Source organism: Streptomyces aurantiacus (assembly GCF_001418335.1).
Classification (GTDB): Bacteria; Actinomycetota; Actinomycetes; order Streptomycetales; family Streptomycetaceae; genus Streptomyces; species Streptomyces aurantiacus.
The window spans coordinates 241-27185 of the sequence record NZ_LIPP01000049.1; the positions used below are offsets into that span (position 1 = coordinate 241).

Genomic DNA, 26945 nt, shown 5'->3' on the forward strand with positions numbered 1-26945 from the left:
GGCCGAGGTGCGCGCGCACCTGGAGGCCACCGCCGACCCGGTCTGGGTGCGCAAGCAACGGGTCGCGGAGGACCTCTTCGTGTACTGCGTCGTCGAGCGGGAACTGCTCCCCGAGGCCTGGGTGACGGAGCTGGCCGCCTGGGCGGAGAGCCGCGGCTGGACTGTGTCCGTCCAGGGCCGCAAGATTTACGCCGTACCGAAGCCGCTCACCAAGAGCGCCGCCATGCGGGAGGTCGCCCGCCGCACGGGAGCGCCCCTCACCCTCGCGGCCGGCGACTCCCTCCTCGACGCCGACCTCCTGCTGGCCGCGGACCGCGGCTGGCGCCCGGGCCACGGCGAACTGGCCGAGGCGCAGTGGACGGCGCCGGGGGTCACCGCGCTGGCGGAGCGGGGGGTGACGGCGGGCGAGCGGATTCTCCGGGAGTTCCTCCGGGAGGTGCGGCAGGCAGGACAGGGGCCCGAGGCGGCGGTGATGACTGGCGCGACGGTGACTCAGGGAGGCAGGGGCCCGGTCAGGGACTGAGTGACCCGGCCGGGGCTGGGGCGCGGGCGAGCGTGTCAGCTGCAGCAGCCCCCGCCGCAGCAACCACCGCCACCACCCGTGGTACGGGACGACGCCGGGGCGGGCGAGGAGGCGGACGCGGAGCCGCCGACGGCCACTGTCGACAGCAGCTTCACCGTGTCGTCGTGGCCGGCCGGGCAGGCGGCGGGTGCGGACGACTCGGCCATCGGACGGCTCTTCTCGAAGGTGTCGCCACAGGTCCGGCAGCGGTATTCATAGCGAGGCATGGGCACAGGTTAGCGGGCGTGGCGGCCCTCTCCCAGGGCAGAACCTCGACCCACCGCTGTGGACGATCCGGCCAGGGCCTTCGCGCGCAACTCGCCCCCCGCCCTCCTCCGCTCCTCACGGGCGGCCTGCTCGGGATGGCGGGAGCGCCAGTAGGGGTTGTCGTGGGGCAGGGCCGAGCCGACGCGTCCGTACATCCCGAAGAACATCAGCATCACGCCGACCACGAAGCTGAACAGAACGTTCTGGATGCGGAAGGCGAGGAAGTTGAGGCCGGTGTCGAGCAGGGCGAGGTTCACGAAGCCGCTGAGGATGAAGAGGACGCCGAGGACCATGTTGATGGTGGAGGCGACGTTGCCGCCGATCACCATGCCGGCGAAGAGCAGCAGCCCGACGCAGATCGAGAGCACGCTGAGGGCGCCGTTGGTGCTCAGCCCGGTGACCGTGTCTCCGCGGGTGTCGAAGAACCCGACCTTGTCGACCAGCCCCAGGATGCCGAAGGCAAGCAGTACGAGCCCCATCAGCCCGGCGCCCACCCGGTAGAACCTGCTGAGCCGATGGTCGACCGGCAGATGCTCGTCGAGCCGGATCCGCCGCCTGGGCGCGGTACGCAGTACATGCGTGACTTGCGAGGCCATGACCGCCTCCTCGGGGCGAGCGGAGGGCGTACGTACCCCCAGCATCCGCCGTCGAAGCCGGTTCCGCCAACCCTGGGAGGCCGGCGCCCGGCTTACGCCTGGGCCGAGGAAGACGACGGCCCGGTTTCGTCGACCGCGGTGGCGGCCGCACAGCCCTCAGCCTGCCTGGTTCGGGCCTTCTCGCCGGGCCGGGCACACCACTATCGTCGCGCGCATGAAGGTCCGTCACAATGTTCGCGCGGTCCTGTTGGACGAGGGGCGACTGGTGTTCCTGCGCCGGGGCTGGCCGGGTGGCTCTCCCTACTGCACGACGGTCGGTGGAGGCGTCGAGCCCTACGACGCCGACCTTGAAGCGGCTCTGCGCCGCGAGGTCATGGAAGAGATCGGCGCCACGATCGGCACCGCCACCGAGTTCCTGACCTTGACCGAACCAGGCGAAAAGGTCACTGTCGTGCAGCATTACTTCCGCGCCGACGTGCTGGACCTGGACCCGAACCGCCGCGGCGGTCCCGAGCTGGACGACCCCGACACAGGCGACTTCTCGCCGGTCTGGGTCGCACTGGACGCGTCTGCCCTGGCGGCGCTCGAACTCCAACCACCCGAACTTGCCAGCTACCTGTGCGAGCAGGCTACGACGTGGGGCGGCGCCTGAGAGATGGCGCAACTCGACGGCACCGATGAAAGCACCCCGCTGGCCATGGCCCGGGGAGGTTCAGTAACCGGCCGAATCATGCCGCGGTGTGGGTGGCCGACGGCGGGATGGGCTGAAGGCTCGGTTGTCGTCGACAGGAAAGATCAAGGCCCAGATCGCCGGGTAATCCACCGCTGATCTGGGCCTTGCACGTGTCCTGGGACTGGTGGGCGCGGACGGTTTCGAACCGCCGACATCCGCCTTGTAAGGGCGGCGCGGTCACTGGCGGGCCCGGCGCAGGTCCATTGCGCCGTCCGGGCTGCCCAGGTCATCCGCGCATTCCGACCGCGGCGAACCGCCATTGACCGTGGTGGACCGCACGACGTGGCACGCATGTGGCACGGAGCTGGCACGCCCTGGTTGAGCTGTCGGCGACCCTGTTAACGGCTGATCGGGATCTCGTAGACGATCTCGCAGTGAGCCACGGGCACCACGATGTCCGCAGTCTCGACGGGCCGTCCCTGATCGCTGTAGTAGGTCCGCCGAATGTGCGTAACGAGCGCGGCCTTCTGGATACCGAGCAGCGAGGCTTCCTCGGCGGTCGCCTGCCGGGGCTCGGGCTGCTCCACGGCATGGCTCACGGAGATGCCGATAGCGGCCATGCGGTTCACGACACCCGCTCCGGCATGCGGCCCTCCCTCGGGAAGGACGATGAGCGTTCCCGCGGTGAGGTCGTACGGCTCCCAGCTCGTCGACAACTGCACCGGCCTGCCGTCGGCGAGGAACTCGTACGACGTCCGGACACACAAGGCACCCTCGTCGACACCCAGCCGTGCCGCGATGTCTGCTGGGGCCGGCACCTTGGCGTCAGTCCGACTCTCCCAATCACCCAGCTTGCCGACGGCTTTCATGTCTGTACGGAACGGCGATCCAGTGGGCTGCTCGCGCGCTGAGGACCGAACGATCCGAACACGTTGCTGAGGCTCGGCAACGTACGTGCCTGATCCTGCCCGCCCTTCCAGTAGCCCCTGGGAGATCAGCAACTCCTGCGCCCGACGAACAACGTTCTCGCCTACGCCGAGCTCCTGGCCGATCTGGGCGCGGGAAGGGAGCCGGTCACCCGGCTCCCACACATGCTCCGTGATCCGTCGCCGGAGCTCATCGGCGACGCGAAGGTAGGGCGGTTGCTCAGGCATGTGGAAAATCTAGTCCACTAGCCCTAATCTAGTTAACTAGCTTTACTCAAAGTGATCGCTGGTTAACGGAGGCTGCCCTGTGCCCGCTTCGGGAGTTCGCGCGGCGGCCATCGCTGCCCGGCTGTCTGCCGTCGGACTCCCCGCGCGCGTGGAGGAACACGCCGAGTTCACGTCGGTCGAAGCGGAGGTGCCGGAAGAGCTCTCCGCCGAGTCGTGGAGGGAGGCCCTGGAGGTGGTGGCCGAGGCCGATCGGTTCGGACTCCTCGCCACGAGCCTCGGTGACCGCACTCTCTGGGCGGTCTTATGCAATACGGCCCCGCGACGGACGACGTCGCAGGACCGAGCCATCAGCGACAGGAGCTGATTCAGCGTGCTCAATCGCATTCGCCGTGCCGCCACGCTCACCAAGAAGCGGCACGCATCCAAGGGCAGGCATCGCCGCCCCTTAACGTCCTCCCGGCCGCCGGCCGCTCCCACTTCTGTCGCGTTCACCGACGAGCCGACGGTCATCTTGGCTCGGGGCTCCGACTTGGCGGGGCATCGCTACGGGCTGACGGGCGAAGAGAACACGCTCGTCCGCCCGTACCTGCTGGCTTGGGAGAATCAGACTCGACAGCGTCCAGCAGTTGCCGTTGCCTCTTATCTGCCGGCCGAAGTGCCATCCGCGCTGATGGAGGCCATCTGATGTTGCCTCAACAGCAGCCCTCCACCTCGGACGCTTCCTACCGCTCGATCGCTTGCCGGATCGGTACGCACCATGCGTGTGCTGAGTCCTCTCCGGCTTCGGCTCCGATCGATGTGCCAGTGATCTACGAAGCCTGTGACTGCCTGTGTCATCCCGTGCCCGACTGCCTTACACCCGAAGAAGGTGAACCGCTGAGCTACGGGAGGCCTGACAGCGCATCGACGTTCAACTTCGACACCACTGGAGGGCAGACGCGGTGATGACGGAGAAGAGTGAACTACGGCTGCTTCCATGGGCGGGGTCAGAGGGTAAACCGTGCTACCTGAGCAGCAGCGATGCTGACGGCTTCATGTCCCGCTTGGCGGATCGTATCGAGGCGGATCAACTCGACACGGCGTCCGAACTCCTGAAGTACGCACTTCAGGTACTTGATCACCAGCCGGGAAACCTCGACGAACTGCCTCTCCTTGTTGCCCAGTTGGCTGGGGCGCTGGAAGACGTGCTGCGTGTGGCAACCAGTCGCGGGAGCCGCCTGGCTACGCCAAGAACCTCTGAAGGGGAAGAGAGCGTCTGACCGTTGGCAGCAACTCACGGTTGGGCCGTGTCCAGCACAGCAAGGAGCCCCGAATACCGTGCGGGGCTCCTTGCTGTTGTCGACGGCAACCGGTTGCAGCGGCTGACCGATCGCGCGCCTGTACGTCCTGCCTCACCGCACCGACCTGGTCGAGAAGTACACGGCTCCGGAGGCCGCTTGGGTCCTGGGCAACGCGGCAGGTCACGACCCTACATGTGGAAGATCAGGTGGGACGCGTCCACGGATAGTCCACGACTGGCGCGACAGAGCGGTTGGGGTGACTTGTGTGCGAGACCCCAGACTTCGACAGTTGCGATCGTCGTCACGGATACGCCTGTCGGTCGCCGCTGCCGAGCGAGGTCGACCCCCTGAATTGTTCATGATCGATCTGCTGCGAGACGGGACCGTCACGGAGACGGCTATGCGGGACGAAGTTGCTCACCGTCTAGAACGCGCAGCTCCAAGCCAGCTGAGTCACACAAAGTTTGGGCAAGTACGCGAGTCTCTATGGGCACTTTGTCAACTGCAGCCAAGATGTGTACGTCCGCGCGTAGGCTGCTGCTGAGTTCGACGTCCCGTCTCATCTGCTCTTCAGTGAATTCCGATGAACTCGTCTTGACCTCACCTGAGACAACCTTGCCGCCACAGATCCCAAACACGTCTACCTCAACAGACTTCTCTTCCCCAGGGAAGTAGAGATCCGCGCCGGGGAGAAAAGATGACAACGGCTCAGCCTTTGTCATCGCTGCAATAACCATCAAGTGTGGAAAGACCCCTTGATCGGTTGCGCGGTCGACGAGAGTATCGAGTCGATAGAAGATCGAAAGAGCCGACCGATCCGCTGTGTAGCTGGCAGAAGCTGAACAGCCCGGGCAAGAGGCCACGGATTCTACCTCAGGCATGCGGATGAAGTTATCCATGCCGCATCGCGGGCACGCGACTTTCAGCCCTCTCTCTGCCCAGCCCAGGGCGCAGAGCTTTTCAGCAATCACAGCTCGTTCGTCCCTTGTTACTTTCGCAAGCTGTTGAGCAGGAAGGTATCGGCGCTCCGTGCGACTTCCCCATCGGATTGCCAGGTCGGCGAGGTTTCTTTCGATGATTCCTTGCTGCGCAAGATTCTTAAGCTCCTTCGTCAAAGTCTTGGAGCGAGGTGTCATTAAGTCAACCAGCGCCTCAAAGATCCCTGGATCCAGCAGAACGGAAATATCTGCTGTTTCCTGCAACGCCGCTCCCATGCGACCCTTGTCCGATAATTGGTAACGAGCAGTCACTGAATTGAGGATTTCTTGGCGCGCCTGGTCAAGGGAGGGTACGAGTAGGTCGAACTGATATGAGTTGCTGGCGGTGGTTTTGAGCTGGATACTGTCACCATGCCAGGTGGCGTGTTCGTGAACGAGGGTGGCCACAGCGGAGCGTCGCGGCAAGCCGTCAAAAGGCCTTCCAAAGAATCGCACGAGCGTGGCCCCGGAACCACCGAACTCTACAGGTGAAGAAAAGCGAACAGTGCTTCCGGAGCGAAAGACATGGATGTCGAATGTGGCGACTTGCCCATGCTCGCGCTCAAAGTCAAAAAATTGCCTTACATCAATGTTGAAACGGCAGGTATACGGGGGCTGTCGCAGCGGAGGGGTCGGCCACCTTTGACTCACCCTGACATTGTCCGTCGTGGGTTGCAGATTCAGTAGATGAGCAAAGTGCTCTAGGCGCTCGCGTTCCACCCCGTAGCTGACCACGATGGCATCAGGTGAGAACTCGGCAGGCCTGGCCAATACTCGGGAGAACTGGCGTTCGAAGTCTACCCAGTATTTCACTTCGTCGATGGGGAGAAGCATCATTGGCGCTTGGCTAAAGGTCAGCGATCGCAAGGCGCGAAGATTCCAGAATGCGAGGCAATCATTGAGATTGTCGGATTCTGTCACCCAGATAACGGCGGGCGCTTGACCTGGAATACCTCTGGTCTGGTACTCGCCGGCCTGAGCCTCTGTCTGTTGCAGAAGAGTGCTTCCGATGCCGACCTGTGCCCGCCCGATCTCGTCGTTCGTACGGGGACGACGGACAGACAACGCGGAGCGCTGCATGTCGCTAAGGGTTTCGTCAGTTAGGTCACCTGCAGCGGCCACCTCCCAGAGCTTGCCGCCTTCACGTGCCAGCACATGAGAGGAGTCGACCGCAGAGCGAGCCGTATGGCTGGGATGGCAGGTGAACCGCGTAATGCCATCCCGGTCTACTCGCAGGAGCGGAACGCAGTCTAGATTCAGCTGAGAGGCGGCGTTACGGGCTTGCTCCTCAGAGAGATCAACATTGACCGCACCGACAGCCCCTGACAGTTCTACAACTTGTTGATGCCCAGGAGGTACGCTTCCGTCCGGCAGTACCTCGACGATCGGCTCGCTCACTCCGCCCCACCGCGTGCTTGCCTCTTGAACTGCACGCCGGAAGCCTTCGCTGCTGCCTTCCTTGATCAAATAGACTGCCCGAGCGGGCAGGACCGCAGCCTGTATGGCCATCTGGCCCCGGTATTCCATCTGCTGGTTCACGGCAGCAGCATGCCATCGCATGTCTGCGAGCATGACCCAAACTGCGCCGGTAGGCCTGGCCGACCTTGCTGACATCAGCTTGGGAAGCTTGGGTTCTCGGTGGGAGGCTGCTTGGCTGAGCTGCGACGGAGCGGGCGCGGGGGGCCGACGGACCGGAGACCTGGTCCCCGTCATTCCCCGTGGTTCCCCGCACGATCTGGCATGTGTCTGGCACGGGTGCGGCCGTCCGATCTGTGCGTCTGCCTTGGGCCGCGGACTACTCGTAGGCGGTCGCAGCTCGGAGGGCTCGTGCGAAGAAGCTCCAGTCACCGCCAGAGGGTAGATAGCGGCCTTCGTTGCTGTACCAGCCGTCCGCGTCGTCGATCCATGCTGCCAGCGCCTCCAAGAAGCTCGCGAGGTCCGCGTTCTCCCATGAGTGGCCCTCTTCGGTGTGGCTGCGGTGGAGGGCCCGGACGAAGGTAGCCAGGTCTTCTCTACTGTCGACGTGATCAGGAGAAGCGGTCATGAGCGGCACCCTACTTGGCACGCCCACGGTTGGAGGGAGCCTGGTGAACACCGCTTTAGGAGTTCGATCCCAACCCGCTCCGGCGACTGTCCTCGACTGTCATGGCGGCCGGACAGAGATGCTGGTGTACGCCTTCGTCCGGCGTCGTTGATGTCAGCCGTGGGTGTCAGAGACCTTCCGATCAGCGGTCGCGTGTGCCGTTGCCGCCGTCAGCGGTGAACGGTGAACGGACTGGAGCCTTAAACCACCTGCGTAGGGCGCACCTGCACACCTAGCATCGACTCACGCATTTGAGAGACGCAGCGTCAAGGCAACAGTCTGGGGCAATGATGAGGAAGATCGATGAGCTGGGCGTCTTCTGGGTAGATGGCCACGAGGACGACGAGCTGTATGGTCGCCTACGATTCAATCCCGAAGATGATGGTATTACGCTTTCTTTGACCGGAACCTTTGACGCCATCTCTCCGAATGATGATGGAGAGTTGATCCGCATCCTGGGATGGATTGGAAAAGACAGAGTCACTTTGGAGCGCTGCTATTCGGCAGGCACATTCCACAGGTCTCCTGGGATTCCAAACAGCAACTTTCGAGCGAACGAGCTCCTTGTAGGCCACCACGTAGAAGAACCGCATCCTCAATTTCAATCCGCTTCTGTCTCCCTTAGCGACCTAGGCAACTGGATTGGTCGTAGCGGGATTAGCGTGGCGAACGAAAACCTCGAACCTGCATACCGCATTGAATCTCTCGACAGTGAAGCAAGGAGGTTCTCTCGCGGCGAAGTTGCATTGCGCTTCGGCTGGTCAACTAGTGGTGATTCACGCAATAGCGTCACACTAAAGCATTGGCCCGTACTCAAGGTCACATATGATAAATCAAGGTCGCTAGAGGAAATTCGTGAAGACGTAGGTCTTCTGGAAAGTCTGCTGATTCTATGTACAGGCACCTCGACTAGTGTCGATGGGCTAGTTCTTCGCCGGCCAGATATTCGCGTCACTATGATCTCGGGAAAAGAAGGGCCGGTTGAACAGGGAGTCGAGTTTTTCGCTCAACCTTTGCGATATAGCGATCCCGATGAACGCAAGCAAACACACCAACACCGTATGCTCTTCACCTACGAGGATATCGGCGGGATCGAAGCCGTCGCTAGGTGGCTCGACGCTGCCCCACGGTTTCGCCGTGCGCTCAACTCATTCGTGAGTGTCTGGCGGGCAAAACAAATGTTCGCCGAGAACAGATTCCTGAACGTGACATTCGCAGCTGAAGCCTTCCATAGGATTACGCAGGGTGGCTCCTACATGGAAGACACGGAGTTCGAAGGATTGCTTCAGAAGTATCTCGATAACACTCCTGAAGAGCACCATGACTGGCTACTGGGAAGAATCTCCCACGGAAACGAACTACCTCTCGTCAAAAGACTCCGCCAACTTGCAAGCCGCTCCGCTCCGGTAACGCGAGTTCTGATCAAAAACAGAGGACAGTGGGCCCATCTTCTGGCGCGAGTTAGAAACGAATTGACGCACGTTGGAGAAGCTTCGAGATCTTTTGGCGGTGCGGAGCTTGTGTTTTACACAGAGTCTGTTATTTCAGTCGTCCGAGTATGCATGCTCCTGGAGTGTGGAGTGGCGGCGGATAGCCTGAAAGTCAAAGCTGATTCCTACCCTCTGATTTGGTTCAAATCGAGGCTAGAAGATGCTTTGGAGGTAGCCCAGCGCGACTTTCTGTAGAACGAGAACCCTAGTTCCAGTTCAATTCTTCAGGTCCAGTGAGTTCTTCGGATATTAACCCAAGCAAGTTGGGTCTCCCGAAGATTCGTTACCTACAGCAACGCCGAGCACTGACATTAATTACCGAGTGGACGGGCGCAATAAACACATGTAGCCCGGTTTGACAGAACCATTCACACTCTAGATTGCTCTTGAGGCGTAGATTCTGTGGGTTGCGGTCAGCATTGGATATGCAGCGGATAAAACGTGCAGAAATAACCGGGCGAAGATCTGCTAGGGACTGGCCGGGAGGAGCCAGCGAGCGTGAGGTATTGCGAGCGTTACCCTCTCTTCGCCAACAAGCATGGCAACCTGATCCCGCAGTCCGGTTGCGAATTTTCGTTTGCCAGATGTTCCCGCAGTCTCGACACTCCCATTCTGCTATGTCGGTAGAGGAGGGCGAGCGCAACTGAAGGTCAAAGGATTCGTTCGTTAGGTTCCTGCGAAATTCGATGACAAGTTCGGGGAAAATTTCAGCAACGGAAATGAACCTCGGATTCCCTTTGACCCGAGCCCACCTTTCAGCCGCTTCTTTAAGGCAGGCAGATCGTGCACTTTTGTTTAGATGCTTGAAATCAAGACCTTCTGAAAGAAGCAAGGTTTGCAAGGCTGTCGTCCAAGTCCAAGGGTCAATTCCGTTCCTAGTGTGGTCTGCTACTGTAATGGTTTTAGCAGGAACGGACGGTAGTCCTTCAGCCCGCACTCGCACGTAGTACAGATCGCGCAGAAGTTCGCTCTTTCTTTGATCGTGCGCAACGCTCCGTGCGGATCTATGTGTATAAAGTGGGTCGAGGTCCAGATGGAGGTGGATGGCTGGCACGAAGATGTCAATGCGAATCGGGCGGCCTGATCTGCTCCTGACTTCCTTGACTTCGTAATCGCAAATCACTTCTATGTTGCAGGAGGCTTGCATAAGAGCTGTCACCTCAAGCTCGAACCGAGATCTCCCAGCTGAAACACATCTGGAGCATTCGGAACCAGAGGTTCGAGAAAGAACAGTTGTCACCCACTCGTGTGAACTAGGGCAGCGCCACCGACACCGGTCGTTGCTGCCTGTTTTGAGTTGACTCGGCCCCGCTCCGGGAGTTGTTATATTTTCGACAAACGATTGGCTGATGCGCGGGTATTGTTCGGCAAGTGACATTCCATCCTTAGGGGCTCTGCGGTGTGCTGAGATTCGACCCTGATAGCACTGTCGGCAACCTGCCCCCTTGCGATTGCGGTGTGCCGCCACTCGCGCGTTGACAGTGGCCGTCCAAATGTGGCCACACGTTGAGCAATTCCAGACGCATTTGTCGCTGGAACCTGGTCGAAGCTTGGTAAGGTCGGACCCAGGCGACGACAAGTTCTCAGTAAACTCAGCGGCAATCGACCCAAGCGCTTGATAAGCGGTTTGAGAGCCTACTTTTGGGCGGCGCTTACCTTGGCCCCGCCTAGCTTCGAAGCATGCGGGACAACCACTACCGCCGGAAATCCGATTATTTGGAACTGCTTCCCACTCATACCGGCAAACGCGGCATCTCCACCTACATTTGTAGTTGCTGTTGGGCTTCAATTGAGCTATAGAAAGTTCGTTGTCCAGATTTTCGACAAACTCCGCAGCGATTTCGGGGTGCACGTCCAATATTGACTCGCCCGGGCGCGCTACGCGTCGAGCATTAATGGTGCGGAGTCGGCCGCAGTGCGGACACCCGCTTCCTGGCCCTCCGCGAGTGCGTTTCTTGATACTGCAACACCACTCATGCGAGCACACTGAGCACTGCCAGTTCCCCAAGTGCATTGCGCCGGGGTGAAGTGACGTCGCGTCTAGCTCCGATCTATCGACTACTGAAACCAGTTCTTTAGCGATGTTCGGATATAGGGCAGATAGAGATTTAGATTCCGAAACAGCCGATTCAGTAGCATGCTTCATTCGTGCGTGAGCGCAGGATGGACATCCTCTACCCTTATTAGTTCTGACGCTCGGACTGGATTTCCAATGATGTCCGCACTGAGTACATCTCCATAGGCACTTCGTAGCGGAACCAGCTGGCAAGTCAGCCGCCGTTCGACCAGGTTGGCCTTCGACTTCTACAAGTTCAGCTGCAATATCTGAAAATCTCTCTACAAGAGACATTCCAGATGATGGCTTGCGCCAAATATTCCGTACGGAATTCTTCGCACAGTGAGGGCATCCATGTCCCCCGCCTTTGGTTCGATCAACAACCCGAGTGCGCCACTTACGAGCGCAGCTACTGCATCTCCAAAGAACAGTGCGCCCGCTGCCGGTTGTCAATTCACTCGGATTTACAGATTCGGCTTCGATTGAACAGATCTCCGCGAATACCTTCGGGTGCGTGACCTGCAAAAGGCGACGAAGCATCTTGGCCCCCTAGTTATCATTGGCCAGATTAGACCTATTGAGGGAAATCGTCCATGGACTCACCTCCCGAGGGTCCTTGAGTTGGAGTGGAGAGCGCTTGAAGGGCAGGCGTTGGACGCACGGTTCTGACCTGTGCCACCGAAAGTTAGCCACGGTGGCGCGTGCGCCGAACGAGTACCCGTCACGTGTGTCTCCAGCAACCACGTACCGGCATCAGCCACGTTTCCCGGTTTCGAAACGGCGGCAGGCCAGACCGTGACCGCGCATGTCTCGGACTCGACGATCACCGTCGAGCTGGACGGCCAGGTCCGAGTCATCCGGCGTACGACCGACGTCCCGATCCGCAACGTGAAAGCGAACAAACCCTACGAAGGTTCCGATGTTGTCTAGGCCCACCGTCAAGCATCAGCTGGGACCAGAACGTCAGGCATCAACTGGGACTAGACACTGATCATCGGTGTTCTAAAACTGCCGATCATCGTTGACACCTGGGTCTCTGATCACTACGGAGATCCACATGCCGAAATCCAACGTCGCCCCGCCGCTGGACCGTGAGGCGAAGCGGCGCTTGGCGGTCATACGTCACGTCGAAGAGGTCACCGGGAACGTAGCGATGTCCTGCCGGTATTTCGGGATCAGCCGGCAGGCCTACTACAGCTGGTACCGCCGCTACCAGGCCGAGGGGGTCGAGGGCCTGCGCACGCGTTCCAAGGCTCCGAAGACCTGCCCGAACGCGACCCACGTCGAGGTGGTGGGGAAGATCATTTACCTGCGGCAGAACTACCACTTCGGGCCCGAGGAGATCGCCATGCACCTCAAGCGGTACCACGACGTCACCATCAGCAAGTCCGGCGTCTGGCGCATCCTCAACCGCCTGGACATGGGCCGCCTGCCGGCCTCCCAGCGCTACAAGAAGCGCCACGATCGCCGCTGGAAGCGCTACGAGAAGCAACTGCCCGGCCACCGCGTCCAGATCGACGTCAAGTTCATCGAGCCCCTCGCCTCGATGCCACAGGGACGCCGCGGCGGGCGCAACAAGTACTTCCAGTTCACCGCGATCGACGACTGCACCAGGCTGCGGGTGTTGCGGATCTACCCGACGCTGAACCAGGCCGCCGCCATCCAGTTCCTCGACTACGTCATCCAGCGCCTGCCGTTCCAGGTCGAGGTCATCCAGACCGACATTCAACGGCGCCGAGTTCCAGTCCGCCTGCCACTGGCACGTCCTCGACAAGGGCATCACCCACACCTACATCAAGCCCCGCACCCCGCGCCTGAACGGCAAGGTCGAACGCTCTCACCGCATCGACGCCGAGGAGTTCTACCGGCTCCTCGACGGCGTCATCATCGACGATGCCGAGGTCTTCAACGACAAGCTGCGCGAGTGGGAGGACTACTACAACTACCATCGCCCGCACGGCGGCCTCGGCGGCCAGACACCCTACGAACGCCTCAAGCAAAAGACCACCACCCAGGCGTAATCGGTGATCATCAGTTGCGGCGGCCCGACAGGACCGGGTCACCTTGTGGACGGCCGCTCTCGTGCTGCCCCGGCGGCGTACCGTGGCCACGTGGTAAACGAAGATCTGGGGCGAACTCTCCGACGGCTGCGTCGTCTGGCATCCCTGACGCAAGAGGAGTTGGCTGAGCGCTCCGACGTATCCGTCGACGTGATCCGCCAGCTCGAACAACGCCGGAAGCACTCGGCACGCCTGCCCACGCTGCACGCGTTGGCGAACGGTCTCGGCGTGGAACTGACGACGCTCCTGGGGGACCCTCCTGCCGTCTCTTCGACGAGAGAGAACGACGGGCCACGGTTCGTGGCGGTGCGGCGCGCCATCATGCCGGCGCTCTGGGGGCAAGAGCCGGAGCCGCCAGGACCCGAATTTTCGTTGGCTGGCCTACGGGAGCAGATCGCGGACGGCTGGACGCAGTACCACGCAGCCGAGTTTGACACGGTGATGAAGGCCCTGCCCGACATCATCTCGGATGCGCGCATGGCCGCGGTCTCGCCTAACGGCGACGATCAGGGCGCCGCCTACGCAGCGTTGGGCAAAGCTCTCCAACTCGCCGGACACGTCGCCGTGCGTATGGGGAAAACGGATCTGGCACTGGTCAGTCTGGAGCGCGCCATAGACGCTGCGGTTCGATCCTCTGACCCGCTGCTACGCCCCATGATCGTCAACTCCGTTGCGTGGACCTACCAGCGGCAAGGGCGCCTCGGTGACGCCCTGAGTATCGCCCTTCACGCAGCAGACGACACCCGGAGCGGCGGGCACACGGTCACTGCTGACGGCTTGAAGGTCTGGGGCGCGTTGACCATGTCCGCCGCGACATCTGCCGCACGCAGCAACGACTACGACCGGGCCTCTGCCTTGATGGCGGACGCGGAGAAGGAAGCCGCCCGGGTGGCCAAGCTGCCGGAAGGCAGCGACAACCGCATGGTCAGCGTATTCAGCCCGTCATCGGTACGCATCGAGCGCGTCCGGCTGGCCGTTCAGTATGGCCACCCTGATGAGGCTCTGATGCTGGCGAAGGGGATGCGGCTGGGTAAGGACGTGCCCCCGTCCTGGCGGACATGGCTGCTGCTGGACGTGGCCCGAGCTCATACGGACCTCGGGGACGCGGCGGGTGCCGTGAAGGCGCTGGAGTCTCTTCGCCGTGTAGCGCCGACGTGGATGCAACACCACACGTTGGCTGTGGCGATCGTGCGTGACCTGTGGGCCCTGCCTAATCACCCGCCGGGGCTCCGGCCGTTGGCTGAGTTCCTAGGGCTTGGCGAATAGCGTCGAAAAACTGGGACGCTACGTCCCTGTCACCCTGCGTGGCTCGCCGATTCGATTAGACGGACAGCGCCCCGGCGGTCGCGTGAACGGCCCCGGGGCATGGCCGACTTGTTGGAGTCGACATGCCGCAAGATACCGTCCCCGTCTCCGCTTCGGCAGGGCAGTCCCCGGCTGATATCGAGACGATGAGAGCCGTCGTACGCATCGTTCTCGCTGAGGACAGCCTGCCGCCGGGCATGGGTGAGGTCGAGACGCTGCTCGCGCAGATGCGCGGCCACATGCAGCTGCTCATTCCCGACATCGAGCAGGCCGCCGAGCGGTTGCCGCACGACGACGTGCCCCGGTACTGCGCGCTGGCCTGCGTAGGTGAGGCCCGCGCAAAGCTGAGTGCCAACGCCTCGCGGGCCGTCGACCTTGAGTACGCCGGGAAGCTGGCCCGTTCGCTGCGGGCCCTGTGCGACCACTACGAGAACCTGGGCGGGCCTGCCCAGTGACCCCGCCGCTCTGGCCGCTGCCTCCGCCGTTCATGTGGGCGTGTGGGACGTGCACGGCTCTGCTCGACCTGCTGAGCGAGGCACTGCTGTTGGCAGACGCCTCCCCCGACTCGGCCTTGTACACACAGGTTGCCCTGGCCCGCCATGTCGTGGACGGGCATTGGGAGTCGGTGCCCGCAGCGCACTATGGCGACTGCCCGATGTGCGACACGTACAGCAGCAGGGAGGGCGACCCGGGCGGGATGTGGGCCGAGCATCGGGCGCGCAGCCTGTTCCTGCCCGAGGCCTTCGCTCGCCGCTTGTAAGGCCCCCGCCTGTCCCTTCCCCCGAGGGGCGGGCGGTCATCCCGCGGCCTGTGGTGGGCCCGCGGGGGAGGTGACCCGCCGCGGCCAGGCCCCGCGGCGGGTCACCTCACCAGATCGGCGAGCGGTACGTCGAGGACGCGTGCGATACGCAGCAAGGTGTCCAGTGTGGGATTGGCTCGGCCGGCCTCGATGTCCTGGTAGTAACTCTGGTTCATCGGCACATCGAGCAGCATGTCCTCCTCTGTCAGGTTGCGGTCCATTCGCGCCTTGCGAATGGACCTGCCGATGCGCTGGAGTTCGCGGAAGATCCACGCGTTGTCGTCTGTCAGGTCGCTGGTCACTCGACAGACCATCTGACCTGCACGAACATCTGTCAACCTGGTGTCACCAGGCTCTATTGGATCTTTTGGCACCCGGACCCTGAGCCCTGCAGTCCTGGTCTGTGCCGCAGGGCACCGGCTTGTGTCGCGCCTCACCTGCGAAAACGGGCGTGGTCGTTTGGGGATGTGGATTCCATGTGGACTCTGATCACAGAAGAGGCCTTCCGGAGATCACTCCGAAAGGCCTCTGGCCTGCTACCTAACCCGGGTGGGCGCGGACGGTTTCGAACCGCCGACATCCGCCTTGTAAGGGCGGCGCTCTACCGCTGAGCTACGCGCCCGGGACCGGTCGACAGCCTACATTGCCCGGGGTGGTGCCCCGCAAACGCGTTCCCGGGGCCATGTCGGTTCCTGGGATGCGGGGGTTTTCCCCACCACTGTTCGGGAGTGGTCCGGATTCTCTTGGGGGGCGCGTGTTCGTACCGTCTGAGTGTGTCCGGGCACGGTGTGGGGTCGCGGGCGTTCGAGGCTGGGGGAGTTTCGTCATGAGTGGTCGTCAGGGTTCTGCGAGTAGTGAGGTACGGCCTTCAGGATGGGGTGGTGTTCGGGGGCGGCGGGGGTCCCTGGTTCTTGTCGGAGTGGGTGTTGTCGCTGTGGGGCTTCTTGCCTCCGGGTGTGGGGACCGTGCGGAGGACGACAAGGACCCGGAGAAGCGTTCGTTCGCGCTCAGTGGCCGGACGCTGACCGTCGACTCCGGTGACTCGGCGCTCGAACTGGTCGTGGGAGACGTCGACGAGGTCCAGGTCACCCGGTGGTTCAAGGGCAGCGTCGTGTTCGGCACGGGCCCCGAGACGACCTGGAGGATGAAGGACGACACGCTCAAACTCCGTGTGCACTGCTCGGGTGTGGTCGCCAACTGCTCGGCCAAGCACCGGGTCGTGGTGCCGCGTGGCGTGGCTCTCACGGTGAAGGGCCAGGACGGCAGCGTGCGGGCCACCGGGTTCGAGGAGGCGCTCGACATCCGGGCGAGCGATGGGTCCGTCCGCGTCGAGGACGTCTCCGGGCCCCTGACCCTGCGCACCTCCGACGGCTCGGTCCATGCCACCGGCATCGACTCCCGGCGCGTCGAGGTGAACACCAGTGACGGTTCCGCCCGCCTCGAATTCGCCTCCGTTCCGGACCGGGTCTCGGCGCGCGGGCAGGACGGTTCGCTCACCATCGGGCTGCCGGACGCCACGTACCGTGTCACGACCGGAGCCGAGGACGGCTCCGTGCATGTGTCGGTGCCCCGCGACGAGGGCAGCTCGCATGTGGTGTCCGCCCACGTTCAGGACGGGACGGTCACTGTGCGTACGGCGAACTAATCGGCCCGTGTGTTCGTCCTTACCAGGTGGGAGAATGAGACGGGGCCACCGAGGCAGGACGAATCACAGCACGGGAGAGGGATGTGACGGCGACACCTTCGCAGCCGTACACGCCGCTTGTGCCATGCGCACAGCAAGTACCCCGCCCCCGCGCCGCGTTCCGGGCCATGGGGTCGCCGGAGCGCCGTGCCCGTGCCCGTTCCGGTGCCAGTGGCAGGGTTAGTCGTGGGCGTGATCTGCTGGTCCTTGTTCTGCTGCCGCTTCCACTGCTCGTCCTCACCCTGCCCGCCGCCTTCGCGGGCGGCGGCACGCGGCGGTGGTTCGGCGGGCGCTCCGAGAGCCAGCGGGTCGAGGCGCAGGCCGCGAAGGACGCCGCGGCGGCCGCGTTCTACGACCTCGACACCGCGCAGCGCGATCTGCGGATCTCGATCGAGACCATCACCGCCGTCGACGACACCCCCGCGGCCCGGCGCGCGGTCGCCGACTTCGACGCGCTCGGCCGGCGCATCGACGAGGCCAGCCGTACGTACATCAGCGCCGTGGACGCCCACGATCTCGACCGGGATGGTCTGGAAGCGTCCGTAGCCGTCCACGCGCGTACCGAGCTGACCAGGGCGAAGGACGAGTTGGTCCGCGTCAAGCAGGAGCTCGACCGGTTCGAACAGGGCCTCGGCCCCCTCCTCGGCAAGGCCGAGACCCAGCTCGCCCGCCTCGCCCCCGCCGTCGAGCGCGCCCGCCAGTCCCTGCTCGCCGCGTCGAACGCGCTGGACGCCGTACGGGGTACGGGGCTCAAGGCCGACGACCTGGCCGCCCGCCTCGCCGCGCTCGCCCCCGAGCTGACCAAGCTCAACCAGGGCGCCGGGCAGCACGGCGTGCCGGAGACGCTGGAGCGGGCCGACCGGGTCGCCCGGGATGCCGGAGCCGTCCACGCGGAGGCCGAGCGGCTGCCGGAGCGGGCCACCGAGATCGACCGTCGTCTCGTCTCGCTGCGTACGCGCGCGCAGGCGCTCACCACGCGGTCCGGGCAGGTGGATCCGGTGCTCAGCGAGTTGCGGCGGCGGTTCGTGGCCGCGTGCTGGCAGGACCTCCAGCATGTGCCGGACCAGTCCGCGGAGGCCGTCCGGCAGGCCGAGCTGAAGCTGGCGGAGGCGCGGACCGCCCGCGAGGAGCAGCGCTGGGCGGACGCCACGGCCCTGCTGTCCACGGTGCGCGCGCTGCTGAACACGACCGACGAGGCGGTGTCCGCGGCCGGGGACCGGCTGCGCCGGCTGAACGAGGTGTCGAAGGACCCGCAGCGGGAGATCGAGCGGACGCGGTTCGCGATCCGGGACGCGCAGCGCCTCGCCATGGCCGGCCGCAACACCCCCGACCCCCGGCAGGCGCGCCCGCTCGACGACTCGGTGGCCCGCCTGGAGCGCGCGATCAGGACGCTGGAGGGACGGCACCCGGACTACTGGCACTTCCTGACCGAGCTGGAGGCCGTGCGGGGGACCGTTTCCGGCGTGGTCTCGCAGATCAGGGAAGAGCGCGGGGCCGGGGCCTGACCGACGGCAACGGCAATGGCTACGGCTACGGCAATGGCTACGGCAATGGCTATGGCTATGGCTACGGTTCGCGGGGACAGGGTTGGCCGGCACGACTTCGCGGCTTCATGAGGGTCCCGCGTCCGGCTCCCTCTCTCGTACCGGTTCCGTCGCTCGGCCCGTCTCGATCTCCCGTGCCGCCTCCGGTTCTCGTACGTGCTTGAGGGTCGTCCGGGCTTCCACCTTCTCCGCGGCCGTGACCTCCGACCAGAAGCGGTGGCAGGTGACGAAGACCGCCAGCTCGCGCTCCCGCTCGCGGAGCTTCTCCACCTCGGCCTGTTCGTCGGGCGTCCAGCCGGGGGAGGCGGGGCGCTCCACCTTGCGCCAGCCGTGGTCGTCACTGAAGCCGTCCAGAGGTTCGACCGACCAGGGGAGCCGCTTCAGCAGGGCCAGAAGCTCGGCCCGGACCTGATGCAGTTCCTCCTGACCGGCCAGGAGATCGCTTGGGAACTCATAGGTCGCAGCCACCCGACAATGATACGTCTGTTCGATTTTGGGATGCGAGTTCCTTCAGGGACTCGTCGCCGAAGTCGGGTGCCTCGTTGGCCAGTAGGTGCTCGGCGCCGCCTTCGAGCATCCGGGCCGTCTCGGTCGAGCGGGGGAGCATGGTCTTCTCGTAGGTGTGGATGGCGTCGTCGACGGTGGCGGCGCTCGCGAGTGCGAGGGCGAGCTCGCAGGCGTCGAGCATGGCGAGGTTGACGCCGACGCCCAGTGGCGGCATGAGATGAGCGGCGTCGCCGAGCAGGGTCACCGTCGGGTTGTGCTCCCAGATGTGCGGTACGGGAAGGGCGAGGATCGGGCGGTCGACGTACGGGCCGTCGTTGTCGGTGATCAGCTGACGCAGGCGGGGCGACCAGTGGGCGTAGCGCTCCAGGAGCAGGGCGCGGATTCCGTCGGTGTCGCCCGGGGCCAGGCCGCTCGCGTCGATCCAGTCGGCCGGGGCCCGCTGAATGATGTAGACGCGAACGCGGTTGCCGCTGTTGCGCTGCGCGAACATGCCGCGTTCGCCGTCGGCGGCGTGGGCGCCGCCCTGGCCGACCAGTTCGGCGATGTCGGGGTGGCGGCTGTCGACGTCGGAGAAGCACGCCTCCAGGAAGCTCACCCCCGAGTGTTCGGGGACGGCGGCGGACACGTACGGGCGCACCCGGGAGAACGCGCCGTCGGCGCCGATGACCAGATCGGTCTCTACGGTGCCGCCGTCGGCGAAGTGCAGCCGCCGCGGCCCCTCGGCGGGTCCGCTGACGCGTTCGAGGGCGCGACCCCAGCGCACGGTGCCGGGCTCCAGTGAGTTGAGCAGCAGGTCACGCAGCTGACCGCGGTCGATTTCCGGCTTGAACCGCTCGTCGGGCGCCGGGATCTTGTGGGACGTGATCGTGCCCGCCGGGTCCAACTGGCGCATTTCCTGCCCCTCGGGGCGGGCCAGTTCGAAGAACTCGTCGAGCAGGCCCGCCGCACGCAGGGCGATCTGGCCGTTGTCGGCGTGCAGGTCCAGGGTGCCGCCCTGGTCGCGTACGTCGGGGCCGGCGTCGCGCTCGTGGACGGTGACCGCGATGCCGTGCCGCTGGAGGATGCGGGCGCAGGTCAGCCCGCCGGGGCCGGCTCCGATGACGCTGATCCGGGCGTGGGTGGGGTTCGGGGAGGTCATGGATGTGCCTTTCGTCGTCGTGGTGTGGCCGGCGACGGTGAGTGAGAAGGGCTCGCCGTGATGAAAGTAGAGTACGAAGAAAAGTAGAACATGACAACTTAAAGATGTGTTCCATTGTCAGGTAGGCTCGTGCCATGACCGAACCCCCTGTCGGCCGCCGCGAACGCAAGAAGGCGGCCACTCGGCAAGCGATCGCCGACGCCGCACTCCAGCTCTTCCTGGCGCGCGGCTACGACCACGTGAGCATCCGGGACGTCGCCGAACAGGCAGACGTATCAACCGCCACGGTGTTCAAGCACTTCACCGGCAAGGAAGCCCTCGTCTTCGACAGGGAAGAGAGCACGGACGTACACCTGGTCGCCGCGGTGCGGCAGCGGGCCACCGGTCAGAGCGTTGTGGACGCCCTGCGCCGGCACGTGCTCGACACCTGGCTGCCGATCGCGGCGCATCCGCAATGGGAGGAGTTCAACCACCTGGTCACCTCCACGCCCGCGCTGCGCGCGTACGTCGAGCGCATGTGGGCCCGGCACACCGACACCCTCGGTGCGGCCATCGCCGACGAGTTCGGTGTGGACCACGACAACCTCGCCTGTGTCGCTCTCGCCCGGTTCGTGCTGGAGATTCCGGTCCTCGCCCAAGGACGGAAGGACCGCGCGGCCGCCGTCGAGGAGATCTTCGGCATCCTCACCAACGGTTGGCAGGCACCGGTCCCAGGCCCGGTCCCAGACCCGGTCCCAGGCCCGGTCCCAGCTCCCAGCGCCGAGTCCGGCCAGGCCGGTTGATACCGGCACCGGTTCCTGCTCCGGGCTCCGGTTCCCAATCCGGGCTCGGCTCCGGCTCCGGCTCCGGCTCCGGTTCCGGTTCCGGGCCAGACTCCGGGTCCGGTCGCGGTCGCGTTGTCAGTGCCGTGCGCGATGCTTGGCGTATGTGCCGCAGCATCAAGACCCTTCGACCGCCCGTCCTCCCCGAAGAGGCCACGGAGGACGACATCCGTGCCGCCGCTCTTCAGTACGTCCGCAAGGTCTCGGGCTTCCGTGCCCCGGCCGCCCACAACCGCGAGGTCTTCGACCGCGCGGTCGACGTCATAACGGAGGCCACGGCCGAGCTGCTGGCCGGGCTTGAGGTGCGTGGGCAGACGGCCCCGGGCCACCGCCGGGCAGGCTGATCGGTCCGGTCCGGTCCGGTCCGGTCCGATTCGGTCCGACCCTGCTCAGCTCAGCCCTGCCCTGCCCAGGCCCGCCCTCAGGCGCTCGGGCCCGTCTCCGATACAGGTACAGGTACGGATACAGGCACCGGTGCCGGTGCCGGTGCCGGTCGTCGCATCAGGTAGGCCGCCCCGGCCCCTGCTCCGAACAGCGCCACCAGCGAGATGCCCGAGGCGAGCCAGGTCGCGCCCAGCCACTGGCCCCCGAAGTAGCCGAGGGCGACGCTGTACGCCGCCCACGCGAGGCCCGCGAGGATCGACCAGGGCAGGAACTCGCGTACGCGCCGGTGCGCGGCGCCCGCGGCGAGGGAGACGATCGAGCGGCCGGCGGGCGCGAAGCGGGCGAGGACGACCAAGGCGCCGCCACCGCGTGCGAGGGCCGCGCCGAGACGTTCCTGCGCGCCGCTCAACCGGCGGGAGCGGGCGATGGCGCGGTCCAGCCGGTCGCCGCCGCGCCAGGCCAGGCGGTACACCACCAGGTCGCCGAGGACCGACGCGGTCGTGGCCGAGAGGACCAGCGAGAGGATGTCCGGCACGTGCTCGGTCGCCGCCGCTCCGGTGCCCGCCGCGGCAGCCGTCGCCGCCGTGATGACCAGGACGCCGCTCGGCAGCACCGGCAGAAAGACGTCGAACAGGACCGACAGCGCCACGACCGCATAGATCCATTGGCTGTAGATCCAAGGGGTGCCGGACAGCGACCCCACACTCTCAAGCACCAGAACTCCCCTGTGTCTCCCCCGTAGGCCTCAACCGTGCCGTGTAATGCCGCGGTGTCGCGGGGGAGCGGCAGGAGCGGCCTGTGACAGCCATACAGCGTACGCCTCGCGTGGGACAGGAGATCGGCTGGGGCCTCGTGAGTTCGCCACACCATGTTCACCCGGCTGCCACTTCCCTGCGGCGGACCGGCCGTACGTCCCGTACCAACGGAAAGGGGCGACCTACGGAGTGAGGAGCAGAACCGGCGATGACAGCACGAGAAGCAGAAGAAGCACGAGAAGCAGAAGAAGCAGAAGAAGCACGGAGAGCTGGAACCGCGAGCGCCGCGAGAACCGCGGTGCTCGTCGTCGGGGCGCTCGCCTCGGTGGTGGCCATGGCGGGCCCGGCCGGTGCGGCCGACGCGGTCGGTGCCGGTACCGACCCCGGCCACGGCTACCGGATGCGAACGGACGCACGCTTCGCGCCGCCCGGCGCCTTCGTCCCGCCCCCGGCCGTCACGTACGACACCGGGCTCGTGCGCGCCGGCTCATGGATCGAGGTGGGGCAGCGCAGCGAGCGGCGCGGGCGTACGACGGTGACGTTGCACGTGACAGGGCTGAAGCCGGGGCACAGGTACGGGGCTCATGTGCACCGCAAGCCCTGCGGCACCGACCCGGCCGCGGCGGGCGGGCACTACCAGCACAGGCCGTCCAAGGACCCTGCCGACGTGAACGCCGACAACGAGGTGTGGCTCGACTTCACCGCCGACGCGCACGGCGAGGGCGGGGCGCGTGCGCACCACGACTGGAACTTCCGGCGCGGCGAGGCCGCCTCCGTGATGCTGCACAGCGAGCCGGGCAGTTCGGGTGCGCGAGTGGCCTGCTTCACCGTGCCCTTCGGGTGGGCCACCGCCTGACATCGACGGGCTCACCTGAACGGCTCACCTGAACGGGCCACCTGAACGGGCCCACCTGACATCGACGAGCCCGACGGCGCCCGCCCCCTCACCCGGGGGACGGGCGCCGGTGGCGTACCTGGCCTGGCGCGCCGGCGCCCCTGGCCGCGCCGCCTATTCGATGCTGGCCAGTTCGGCTTTCGGCCACGGGTTCTCCGTCGACGGCTGCCCGGGCCGGGAGGTGACAGTCCCCCGTACCGTCCGTAGCACCGCCCGTGCCACCGCGTCGGCGTCCGACAGCGTGACCGAGTCCACCCCCGGCCGGACCCCCGCTGCGGTCACCCAGTGCACACCCTCCGTGGGCACGCCGATCGCGAACCGCCTCGGGTGCGCCCGCCCTTGACGGTCGATCAGGTGATAGGGGCGTTGCGTCACGTCCAGCCCACCGGTCTCGTAGCCGTCCACGGTGTGCGGGCGGCACTGGCCCGTCTTCAGCAGCCGGGCGAGCAGCGGGTCGGCGGTTCGCCGCAGGTCCGGCTCCGGCAGCCGGGCCTCGACGAGGGTGGTCGCCGTCACGGTCGAGCCGGGTACGTCGGGGGAGTGCGCCACCCACGCCCCGTCCTCGGCCCGTACGTCAAGGCGGGGGCCGAGCACCTCCAGTACGCCCGCCTCGATCAGTGCCGCCATCTCCTCGATGCGGCGCCGCGGCGGGCCGATGGACAGGAACGCGTTGAGCGGGGTGTACCAGCGGTCCAGGTGTTCCCGGCGCGAGGAGCCGGCGAGCCCGCCGTGGTCGACGATCTGCCGCAGTTCGTTGCGCAGGTCGCGCAGGACGTCGAGAGCCGCCTTGAGAGGGCCGTCGACGTTGCCGAGCGCGGCCTGCTCGGCGTCCTCGCGGAGGTGGTCGAGCAGCCAGTCCCGGAAGTCTCCGGGCCCGGTGAAGACCCGCCCGCCGTACGGACGTGACACCCGGTCCCAGGACCAGCGGTCGGCCGCCGGCACCCCGAACTCGTCGAGGACCGAGGCCTCTTGAGGGTCCCGGTGGGGCACGGCGAGGAAGCGTTCACGGAATCGGTCCTTGTGTCCGCGTCCGCGTGCCAACAGCCGTTCCCCGCGTGCCAACAGCCGTTCGTAGTAAACGGTCTCGACCTCCTTCGCCACCAACGGCCATATCTCGGTGAGGAAGTCCGGCGCTTCGCCCGAGTCCGCCCGCTTGCGGAAGCGGGCGATCGTCTCCGGGGTCAGCGCGAGCGGGACGTGACGGCCGTACGGGCCCTTCGCGTTGTCCCCGCGGGCCTGGTACGGGATGCCGCGGCGGGAGCCGGCCACCAGACGCGGCTCCCTGCCCGAGGGGAGGTAGCGCGGACCGGCCGGGGTGCGCACGAAACGGCCGCCGCGGGCCGTCGTCAACAGGGCCATGTGGTCGAAGAAGTTGAGGCCGAGCCCGCGCAGGAGGACGGTCTCGCCCGGGGCCACACAGGAGAGGTCGAGGTCCGCCGGGTTGGCGGGCGGGATATGGCGCAGGCCGTGGCGCTCCGCGTCCGCGGACAGCCGCTCCTGTGCCTGGTCCGCCACGGTCGGCAGATGGCCCTGGGCGAGGACCACGGCCGACAGGTCCGTGAGGACGAGACCGTTGTCGAGTACGAGGGTCTGGGGGCCGTCGGCCGTGCCGTCGAGGCGTGTCGCGCGTGCCCGGTGCGTCCTGATCCGCAGCGCGGGCGGCGCCCCACGGACCACTTCGCCGAAGACCCACTCCAGGTAGTGGCCGTACTGGGCGCGGGTCGGATAGTCGTCCGGGCCAAGCCGGCCGCCGGCCCAGGTGTGCAGGCTGGGCCCGGGGCGTATCGGGCCCGCGCAGTCCACGCTGTCGTCGGTGAAGAGGGTGACCTGGGAGGCCACGGTGTTCATCAGTAACTCGGCGGGCTGGGCGGTGCGCCAGACGCGGCCGGGACCCGGCGGTGACGGATCGACGACGTGGACCGTCAGGCGCGTGCCGGGGGTGAGGAGTTCGGACGCGGAGGCGCTGAGGCGTTCCAGCACGCTGGTGCCGCGCGGTCCGGCGCCGACCAGGGCCACGCAGACGTGTTCTCCCGGTTCCGCGGATTCTCCCGGTTCCGCGGACCCGGTGGTCTTCGTCGGCTCCGTCGCTTGCGTCGGTTGCGTCGGCTCCGCGGTCGCTGCAGACAAGGGTGTGACTCCCGGACAGGTGGGGCATGCGCGGCTCACCGTCCAGTGGAAGCGGACGGTCCGCCTCATCATGCCGTCGCGGACCACGGGAACCGACCCCTGTGACGGATCAACGGTGCCGGTTGTGGGATGCCTCACGGGACTCACGGGCACCAAGCACCAGCATCACCAGCATCACGGGCAACACGGCTCTACATGGGCAACGTACGCAATAGCCGTAAGCCGGAGCTGTCTGCAACGGCCTTACGCCACTGGCGGGTTGAGCTTCGGCTCGGCGCTGTGGCTGAGTTGGGATTCGGCGATCGTGCGCAGTCGGGCACCGCCGCCGCGCTCCTCGCGCGCGTGGTCCAGCCGGAGCCGGGCCGAACGCCCGCTCAGGGTCAGCGTCATCAGCTGGTTGCCGAACCAAGGACCGCCGGTTTTCCGCCAGTCGACGGGTGGGGGCGTGACTCTGCCGTGCCGGGCGAAGCGTCGGCCGATGGCCCGGCCCATCCCGCTCCAGCCGAAGCGGAAGCCGACCTTTATGTAGGCCGGAATGGAGTTGTGGACGGGGGAGCAGGTCAGCTGGACCACCCGGGAGTCGGGTCCCGGCAGGCCCTCCCGCCAGACCGGCTCGGCGATGTACGCGTGGTGCACGTCCCCGGACAGCACACACACCGTCGCCGGAGCCTGCGGGCCCGAACCGGCCTCGGCGATCAGCTCCGCCAGCGCGTCGAACGACGACGGGAACGCCGCCCAGTGCTCCAGATCGGCCGCCCGCCGCAGGTTCTCGCCCCGCCGCGCCCAGCGCTCGCCCCGCTCGCCCCGGCACATCGCGGCGTTCCACGTCTCGGCGTCGTGTACGAGGTTGGGGAGCAGCCAGGGCAGTGAGGTGCCGATGAGGAGATGGTCGTACGCACCGGGCTCGTATGCACCGGGCTCGTCCGGTGTGTGCTCGTCCGGTGTGTGCCCGTCCGCCGCGTGGCCGTTCAATGCCTGGCGGCCGTTCGGCGGCCGGCCGTCCCGTGTCTGTGCGCGCAGCCAGTCCCATTCCGCCGGGTCGAGCATCGAGCGGTTCTTCTCGTCGAGGACGCGGGCGGCGCGGCTGTCGACCATCAGGAGGCGGGTGCGGCCGAAGTCGCGGCGGTAGCTCCAGCGGACCGAGGCCGGGTCGGCGTCGGCCCGGGCGGCGAAGGCGCGCAGGGCGTCCGTGCCGTCCGGGGTGGCGCGGACGGCCTCGTACAGGGGGTCCTCGGCGAGGCTGTCGGGGGAGAGGTTGCCGAGGTGCTGGTGGACCCAGTACGACATCAGGCCGCTGAGCACGCGCTCGCGCCACCAGGGGGTGGCCCGCATGTCGGCGACCCACGCCTCGCTGGTGTTCCAGTCGTCGATGACATCGTGGTCGTCGAAGATCATGCAGCTGGGCACGGTGGAGAGCAGCCAGCGGACCTCGGGGTCGAGCCACGATTCGTAGTAGAGGTGGGTGTACTCCTCGTAGTCCGCGACCTCGGCGCCGGGCGGCTCGTGCAGGCCGCGGCGGGCCTCCAGCCACTGGCGGGTGGCCTTGGACACCTCGTCCGCGTACACCTGGTCGCCCAGCAGCAGCAGGACGTCCGGGCGCTCGCCGCCCGGGTCCCCGGCGATCCGGGCCGCGAGGGTGTCCAGGGCGTCCGGGCCGACCGGGTCCTTCTCGCCGGCGGGCGGTGAGGCCCAGCGGCAGGAGCCGAAGGCGACCCGTACGGTCTCGTGGTCGTCCACCGGGGTGTGGATGGCCGAGGGCGGGAAGGGGGAGTCGGGGAGGGGCCAGAC

At 65.8% G+C, this 26945-nt stretch carries 24 protein-coding genes, 1 tRNA gene and 3 pseudogenes; 15 read left to right on the top strand and 13 right to left on the bottom strand.

The window, feature by feature from the left end:
- Positions 1 to 523: pseudogene (locus AOK01_RS07725) on the top strand (hypothetical protein); the annotation flags it as partial.
- 35 nt (positions 524 to 558) lie between these two features.
- Here AOK01_RS07725 and AOK01_RS40705 read toward each other — a convergent pair.
- Complete coding sequence (locus AOK01_RS40705) at positions 559 to 789, bottom strand: FmdB family zinc ribbon protein (RefSeq protein WP_079103241.1); 231 nt, start codon at positions 787 to 789, stop codon at positions 559 to 561.
- Between the two features lie 9 nt (positions 790 to 798).
- Positions 799 to 1425, bottom strand: a complete 627-nt coding sequence (locus AOK01_RS07735; RefSeq protein WP_055509831.1) for a DUF4383 domain-containing protein — start codon at positions 1423 to 1425, stop codon at positions 799 to 801.
- Between the two features lie 214 nt (positions 1426 to 1639).
- Between AOK01_RS07735 and AOK01_RS07740 the strand changes: the two genes are divergently transcribed.
- Complete coding sequence (locus AOK01_RS07740) at positions 1640 to 2077, top strand: NUDIX domain-containing protein (protein ID WP_055509833.1); 438 nt, start codon at positions 1640 to 1642, stop codon at positions 2075 to 2077.
- A gap of 419 nt (positions 2078 to 2496) precedes the next feature.
- Here AOK01_RS07740 and AOK01_RS07750 read toward each other — a convergent pair whose 3' ends face one another.
- Positions 2497 to 3252: a GntR family transcriptional regulator gene (locus AOK01_RS07750; RefSeq protein ID WP_055509835.1), complete on the bottom strand. Its 756-nt coding sequence runs from the start codon at positions 3250 to 3252 to the stop codon at positions 2497 to 2499.
- Between the two features lie 79 nt (positions 3253 to 3331).
- Between AOK01_RS07750 and AOK01_RS44790 the strand changes: the two are divergent.
- The 3 genes and pseudogenes from AOK01_RS44790 to AOK01_RS40715 form a co-directional block, all read left to right on the top strand.
- Positions 3332 to 3606: pseudogene (locus tag AOK01_RS44790) on the top strand (hypothetical protein); the annotation flags it as partial.
- 16 nt (positions 3607 to 3622) lie between these two features.
- Positions 3623 to 3937 (top strand): hypothetical protein, encoded by a 315-nt coding sequence (locus AOK01_RS40710; RefSeq protein ID WP_079103242.1) that lies wholly within the window; start codon positions 3623 to 3625, stop codon positions 3935 to 3937.
- 259 nt (positions 3938 to 4196) lie between these two features.
- Complete coding sequence (locus tag AOK01_RS40715; RefSeq protein WP_079103248.1) at positions 4197 to 4511, top strand: hypothetical protein; 315 nt, start codon at positions 4197 to 4199, stop codon at positions 4509 to 4511.
- Between the two features lie 419 nt (positions 4512 to 4930).
- Here AOK01_RS40715 and AOK01_RS43420 read toward each other — a convergent pair whose 3' ends face one another.
- Positions 4931 to 7048 (bottom strand): hypothetical protein, encoded by a 2118-nt coding sequence (locus AOK01_RS43420; protein ID WP_157871211.1) that lies wholly within the window; start codon positions 7046 to 7048, stop codon positions 4931 to 4933.
- A gap of 256 nt (positions 7049 to 7304) precedes the next feature.
- Positions 7305 to 7553, bottom strand: a complete 249-nt coding sequence (locus tag AOK01_RS07760; RefSeq protein ID WP_055509836.1) for a DUF7660 family protein — start codon at positions 7551 to 7553, stop codon at positions 7305 to 7307.
- A gap of 326 nt (positions 7554 to 7879) precedes the next feature.
- Here AOK01_RS07760 and AOK01_RS43425 point away from each other — a divergent pair, with 326 nt between their 5' ends.
- Positions 7880 to 9277, top strand: coding sequence for an ApeA N-terminal domain 1-containing protein (locus tag AOK01_RS43425; RefSeq protein WP_157871213.1), 1398 nt, complete (start codon positions 7880 to 7882; stop codon positions 9275 to 9277).
- 88 nt (positions 9278 to 9365) lie between these two features.
- Here AOK01_RS43425 and AOK01_RS46465 read toward each other — a convergent pair whose 3' ends face one another.
- Complete coding sequence (locus AOK01_RS46465; protein ID WP_157871215.1) at positions 9366 to 11678, bottom strand: zinc-ribbon domain-containing protein; 2313 nt, start codon at positions 11676 to 11678, stop codon at positions 9366 to 9368.
- A gap of 517 nt (positions 11679 to 12195) precedes the next feature.
- Here AOK01_RS46465 and AOK01_RS07765 point away from each other — a divergent pair.
- The 4 genes and pseudogenes from AOK01_RS07765 (at position 12196) to AOK01_RS07780 (ending at position 15263) form a co-directional block, all read left to right on the top strand.
- A pseudogene (locus AOK01_RS07765) lies at positions 12196 to 13159 on the top strand (IS481 family transposase).
- A 90-nt stretch (positions 13160 to 13249) separates the two neighbouring features.
- Positions 13250 to 14464, top strand: coding sequence for a helix-turn-helix domain-containing protein (locus AOK01_RS07770; protein ID WP_055509857.1), 1215 nt, complete (start codon positions 13250 to 13252; stop codon positions 14462 to 14464).
- 122 nt (positions 14465 to 14586) lie between these two features.
- Positions 14587 to 14958, top strand: a complete 372-nt coding sequence (locus AOK01_RS07775) for a DUF6415 family natural product biosynthesis protein (RefSeq protein ID WP_055509838.1) — start codon at positions 14587 to 14589, stop codon at positions 14956 to 14958.
- Positions 14955 to 15263 (top strand): hypothetical protein, encoded by a 309-nt coding sequence (locus AOK01_RS07780; RefSeq protein ID WP_055509840.1) that lies wholly within the window; start codon positions 14955 to 14957, stop codon positions 15261 to 15263. The genes AOK01_RS07775 and AOK01_RS07780 overlap by 4 nt, the downstream gene beginning before the upstream one ends.
- Before the next feature lie 101 nt (positions 15264 to 15364).
- On the opposite strand, the gene AOK01_RS07785 is transcribed toward AOK01_RS07780, so the two are convergent.
- Both AOK01_RS07785 and AOK01_RS07790 read right to left on the bottom strand, forming a co-directional pair.
- Complete coding sequence (locus tag AOK01_RS07785; RefSeq protein ID WP_245702159.1) at positions 15365 to 15604, bottom strand: helix-turn-helix domain-containing protein; 240 nt, start codon at positions 15602 to 15604, stop codon at positions 15365 to 15367.
- 248 nt (positions 15605 to 15852) lie between these two features.
- Positions 15853 to 15924: transfer RNA gene (locus tag AOK01_RS07790), tRNA-Val, on the bottom strand.
- Between the two features lie 312 nt (positions 15925 to 16236).
- Here AOK01_RS07790 and AOK01_RS07795 point away from each other — a divergent pair.
- Both AOK01_RS07795 and AOK01_RS07800 read left to right on the top strand, forming a co-directional pair.
- Positions 16237 to 16947, top strand: coding sequence for a DUF4097 family beta strand repeat-containing protein (locus tag AOK01_RS07795; RefSeq protein WP_342671031.1), 711 nt, complete (start codon positions 16237 to 16239; stop codon positions 16945 to 16947).
- 83 nt (positions 16948 to 17030) lie between these two features.
- Complete coding sequence (locus tag AOK01_RS07800) at positions 17031 to 18491, top strand: coiled-coil domain-containing protein (RefSeq protein ID WP_055509843.1); 1461 nt, start codon at positions 17031 to 17033, stop codon at positions 18489 to 18491.
- Between the two features lie 105 nt (positions 18492 to 18596).
- On the opposite strand, the gene AOK01_RS07805 is transcribed toward AOK01_RS07800, so the two are convergent.
- The gene (locus AOK01_RS07805; RefSeq protein WP_055509845.1) at positions 18597 to 18998 is read right to left on the bottom strand and encodes a hypothetical protein; all 402 of its coding nucleotides are present in this window, start codon (positions 18996 to 18998) and stop codon (positions 18597 to 18599) included.
- Positions 18982 to 20175 carry an FAD-dependent oxidoreductase gene (locus tag AOK01_RS07810; RefSeq protein ID WP_055509847.1) on the bottom strand — a complete coding sequence of 398 codons (1194 nt, stop codon included), beginning with the start codon at positions 20173 to 20175 and terminating at the stop codon, positions 18982 to 18984. The genes AOK01_RS07805 and AOK01_RS07810 overlap by 17 nt, the downstream gene beginning before the upstream one ends.
- Before the next feature lie 134 nt (positions 20176 to 20309).
- On the opposite strand from AOK01_RS07810, the gene AOK01_RS07815 reads away from it, so the two are divergent.
- Both AOK01_RS07815 and AOK01_RS07820 read left to right on the top strand, forming a co-directional pair.
- Entirely contained in the window at positions 20310 to 20957 is a 648-nt protein-coding gene (locus AOK01_RS07815) for a TetR/AcrR family transcriptional regulator (RefSeq protein ID WP_079103245.1), read from the top strand.
- Positions 20958 to 21100: 143 nt separating this feature from the next.
- Positions 21101 to 21340, top strand: coding sequence for a DUF2277 domain-containing protein (locus AOK01_RS07820; RefSeq protein WP_055509849.1), 240 nt, complete (start codon positions 21101 to 21103; stop codon positions 21338 to 21340).
- Between the two features lie 77 nt (positions 21341 to 21417).
- Here AOK01_RS07820 and AOK01_RS07825 read toward each other — a convergent pair whose 3' ends face one another.
- Positions 21418 to 22095, bottom strand: coding sequence for a DedA family protein (locus AOK01_RS07825; RefSeq protein WP_055509851.1), 678 nt, complete (start codon positions 22093 to 22095; stop codon positions 21418 to 21420).
- A gap of 248 nt (positions 22096 to 22343) precedes the next feature.
- Between AOK01_RS07825 and AOK01_RS07830 the strand changes: the two genes are divergently transcribed.
- Entirely contained in the window at positions 22344 to 22991 is a 648-nt protein-coding gene (locus tag AOK01_RS07830; RefSeq protein WP_079103247.1) for a superoxide dismutase family protein, read from the top strand.
- Between the two features lie 153 nt (positions 22992 to 23144).
- On the opposite strand, the gene AOK01_RS07835 is transcribed toward AOK01_RS07830, so the two are convergent.
- Positions 23145 to 25046: an FAD/NAD(P)-binding protein gene (locus tag AOK01_RS07835; RefSeq protein WP_055509853.1), complete on the bottom strand. Its 1902-nt coding sequence runs from the start codon at positions 25044 to 25046 to the stop codon at positions 23145 to 23147.
- 354 nt (positions 25047 to 25400) lie between these two features.
- Positions 25401 to 26945 (bottom strand): alkaline phosphatase D family protein (locus AOK01_RS07840; RefSeq protein WP_055509855.1); only part of this gene is annotated, 1545 nt, incomplete at its 5' end.

Excerpts from the sequence above, each read along its gene's own strand:
- AOK01_RS43425 (WP_157871213.1), top strand. The coding sequence starts at position 7,880 with ATGATGAGGAAGATCGATGAGCTGGGCGTCTTCTGGGTAGATGGCCAC.
- AOK01_RS07815 (WP_079103245.1), top strand. The coding sequence starts at position 20,310 with ATGACCGAACCCCCTGTCGGCCGCCGCGAACGCAAGAAGGCGGCCACT.
- AOK01_RS07820 (WP_055509849.1), top strand. The coding sequence starts at position 21,101 with ATGTGCCGCAGCATCAAGACCCTTCGACCGCCCGTCCTCCCCGAAGAG.
- AOK01_RS40715 (WP_079103248.1), top strand. The coding sequence starts at position 4,197 with ATGACGGAGAAGAGTGAACTACGGCTGCTTCCATGGGCGGGGTCAGAG.
- AOK01_RS07760 (WP_055509836.1), bottom strand. The coding sequence starts at position 7,553 with ATGACCGCTTCTCCTGATCACGTCGACAGTAGAGAAGACCTGGCTACC.
- AOK01_RS07735 (WP_055509831.1), bottom strand. The coding sequence starts at position 1,425 with ATGGCCTCGCAAGTCACGCATGTACTGCGTACCGCGCCCAGGCGGCGG.
- AOK01_RS07775 (WP_055509838.1), top strand. The coding sequence starts at position 14,587 with ATGCCGCAAGATACCGTCCCCGTCTCCGCTTCGGCAGGGCAGTCCCCG.
- AOK01_RS46465 (WP_157871215.1), bottom strand. The coding sequence starts at position 11,678 with ATGCTTCGTCGCCTTTTGCAGGTCACGCACCCGAAGGTATTCGCGGAG.
- AOK01_RS07740 (WP_055509833.1), top strand. The coding sequence starts at position 1,640 with ATGAAGGTCCGTCACAATGTTCGCGCGGTCCTGTTGGACGAGGGGCGA.
- AOK01_RS07830 (WP_079103247.1), top strand. The coding sequence starts at position 22,344 with ATGACAGCACGAGAAGCAGAAGAAGCACGAGAAGCAGAAGAAGCAGAA.
- AOK01_RS07750 (WP_055509835.1), bottom strand. The coding sequence starts at position 3,252 with ATGCCTGAGCAACCGCCCTACCTTCGCGTCGCCGATGAGCTCCGGCGA.
- AOK01_RS40705 (WP_079103241.1), bottom strand. The coding sequence starts at position 789 with ATGCCTCGCTATGAATACCGCTGCCGGACCTGTGGCGACACCTTCGAG.
- AOK01_RS07810 (WP_055509847.1), bottom strand. The coding sequence starts at position 20,175 with ATGACCTCCCCGAACCCCACCCACGCCCGGATCAGCGTCATCGGAGCC.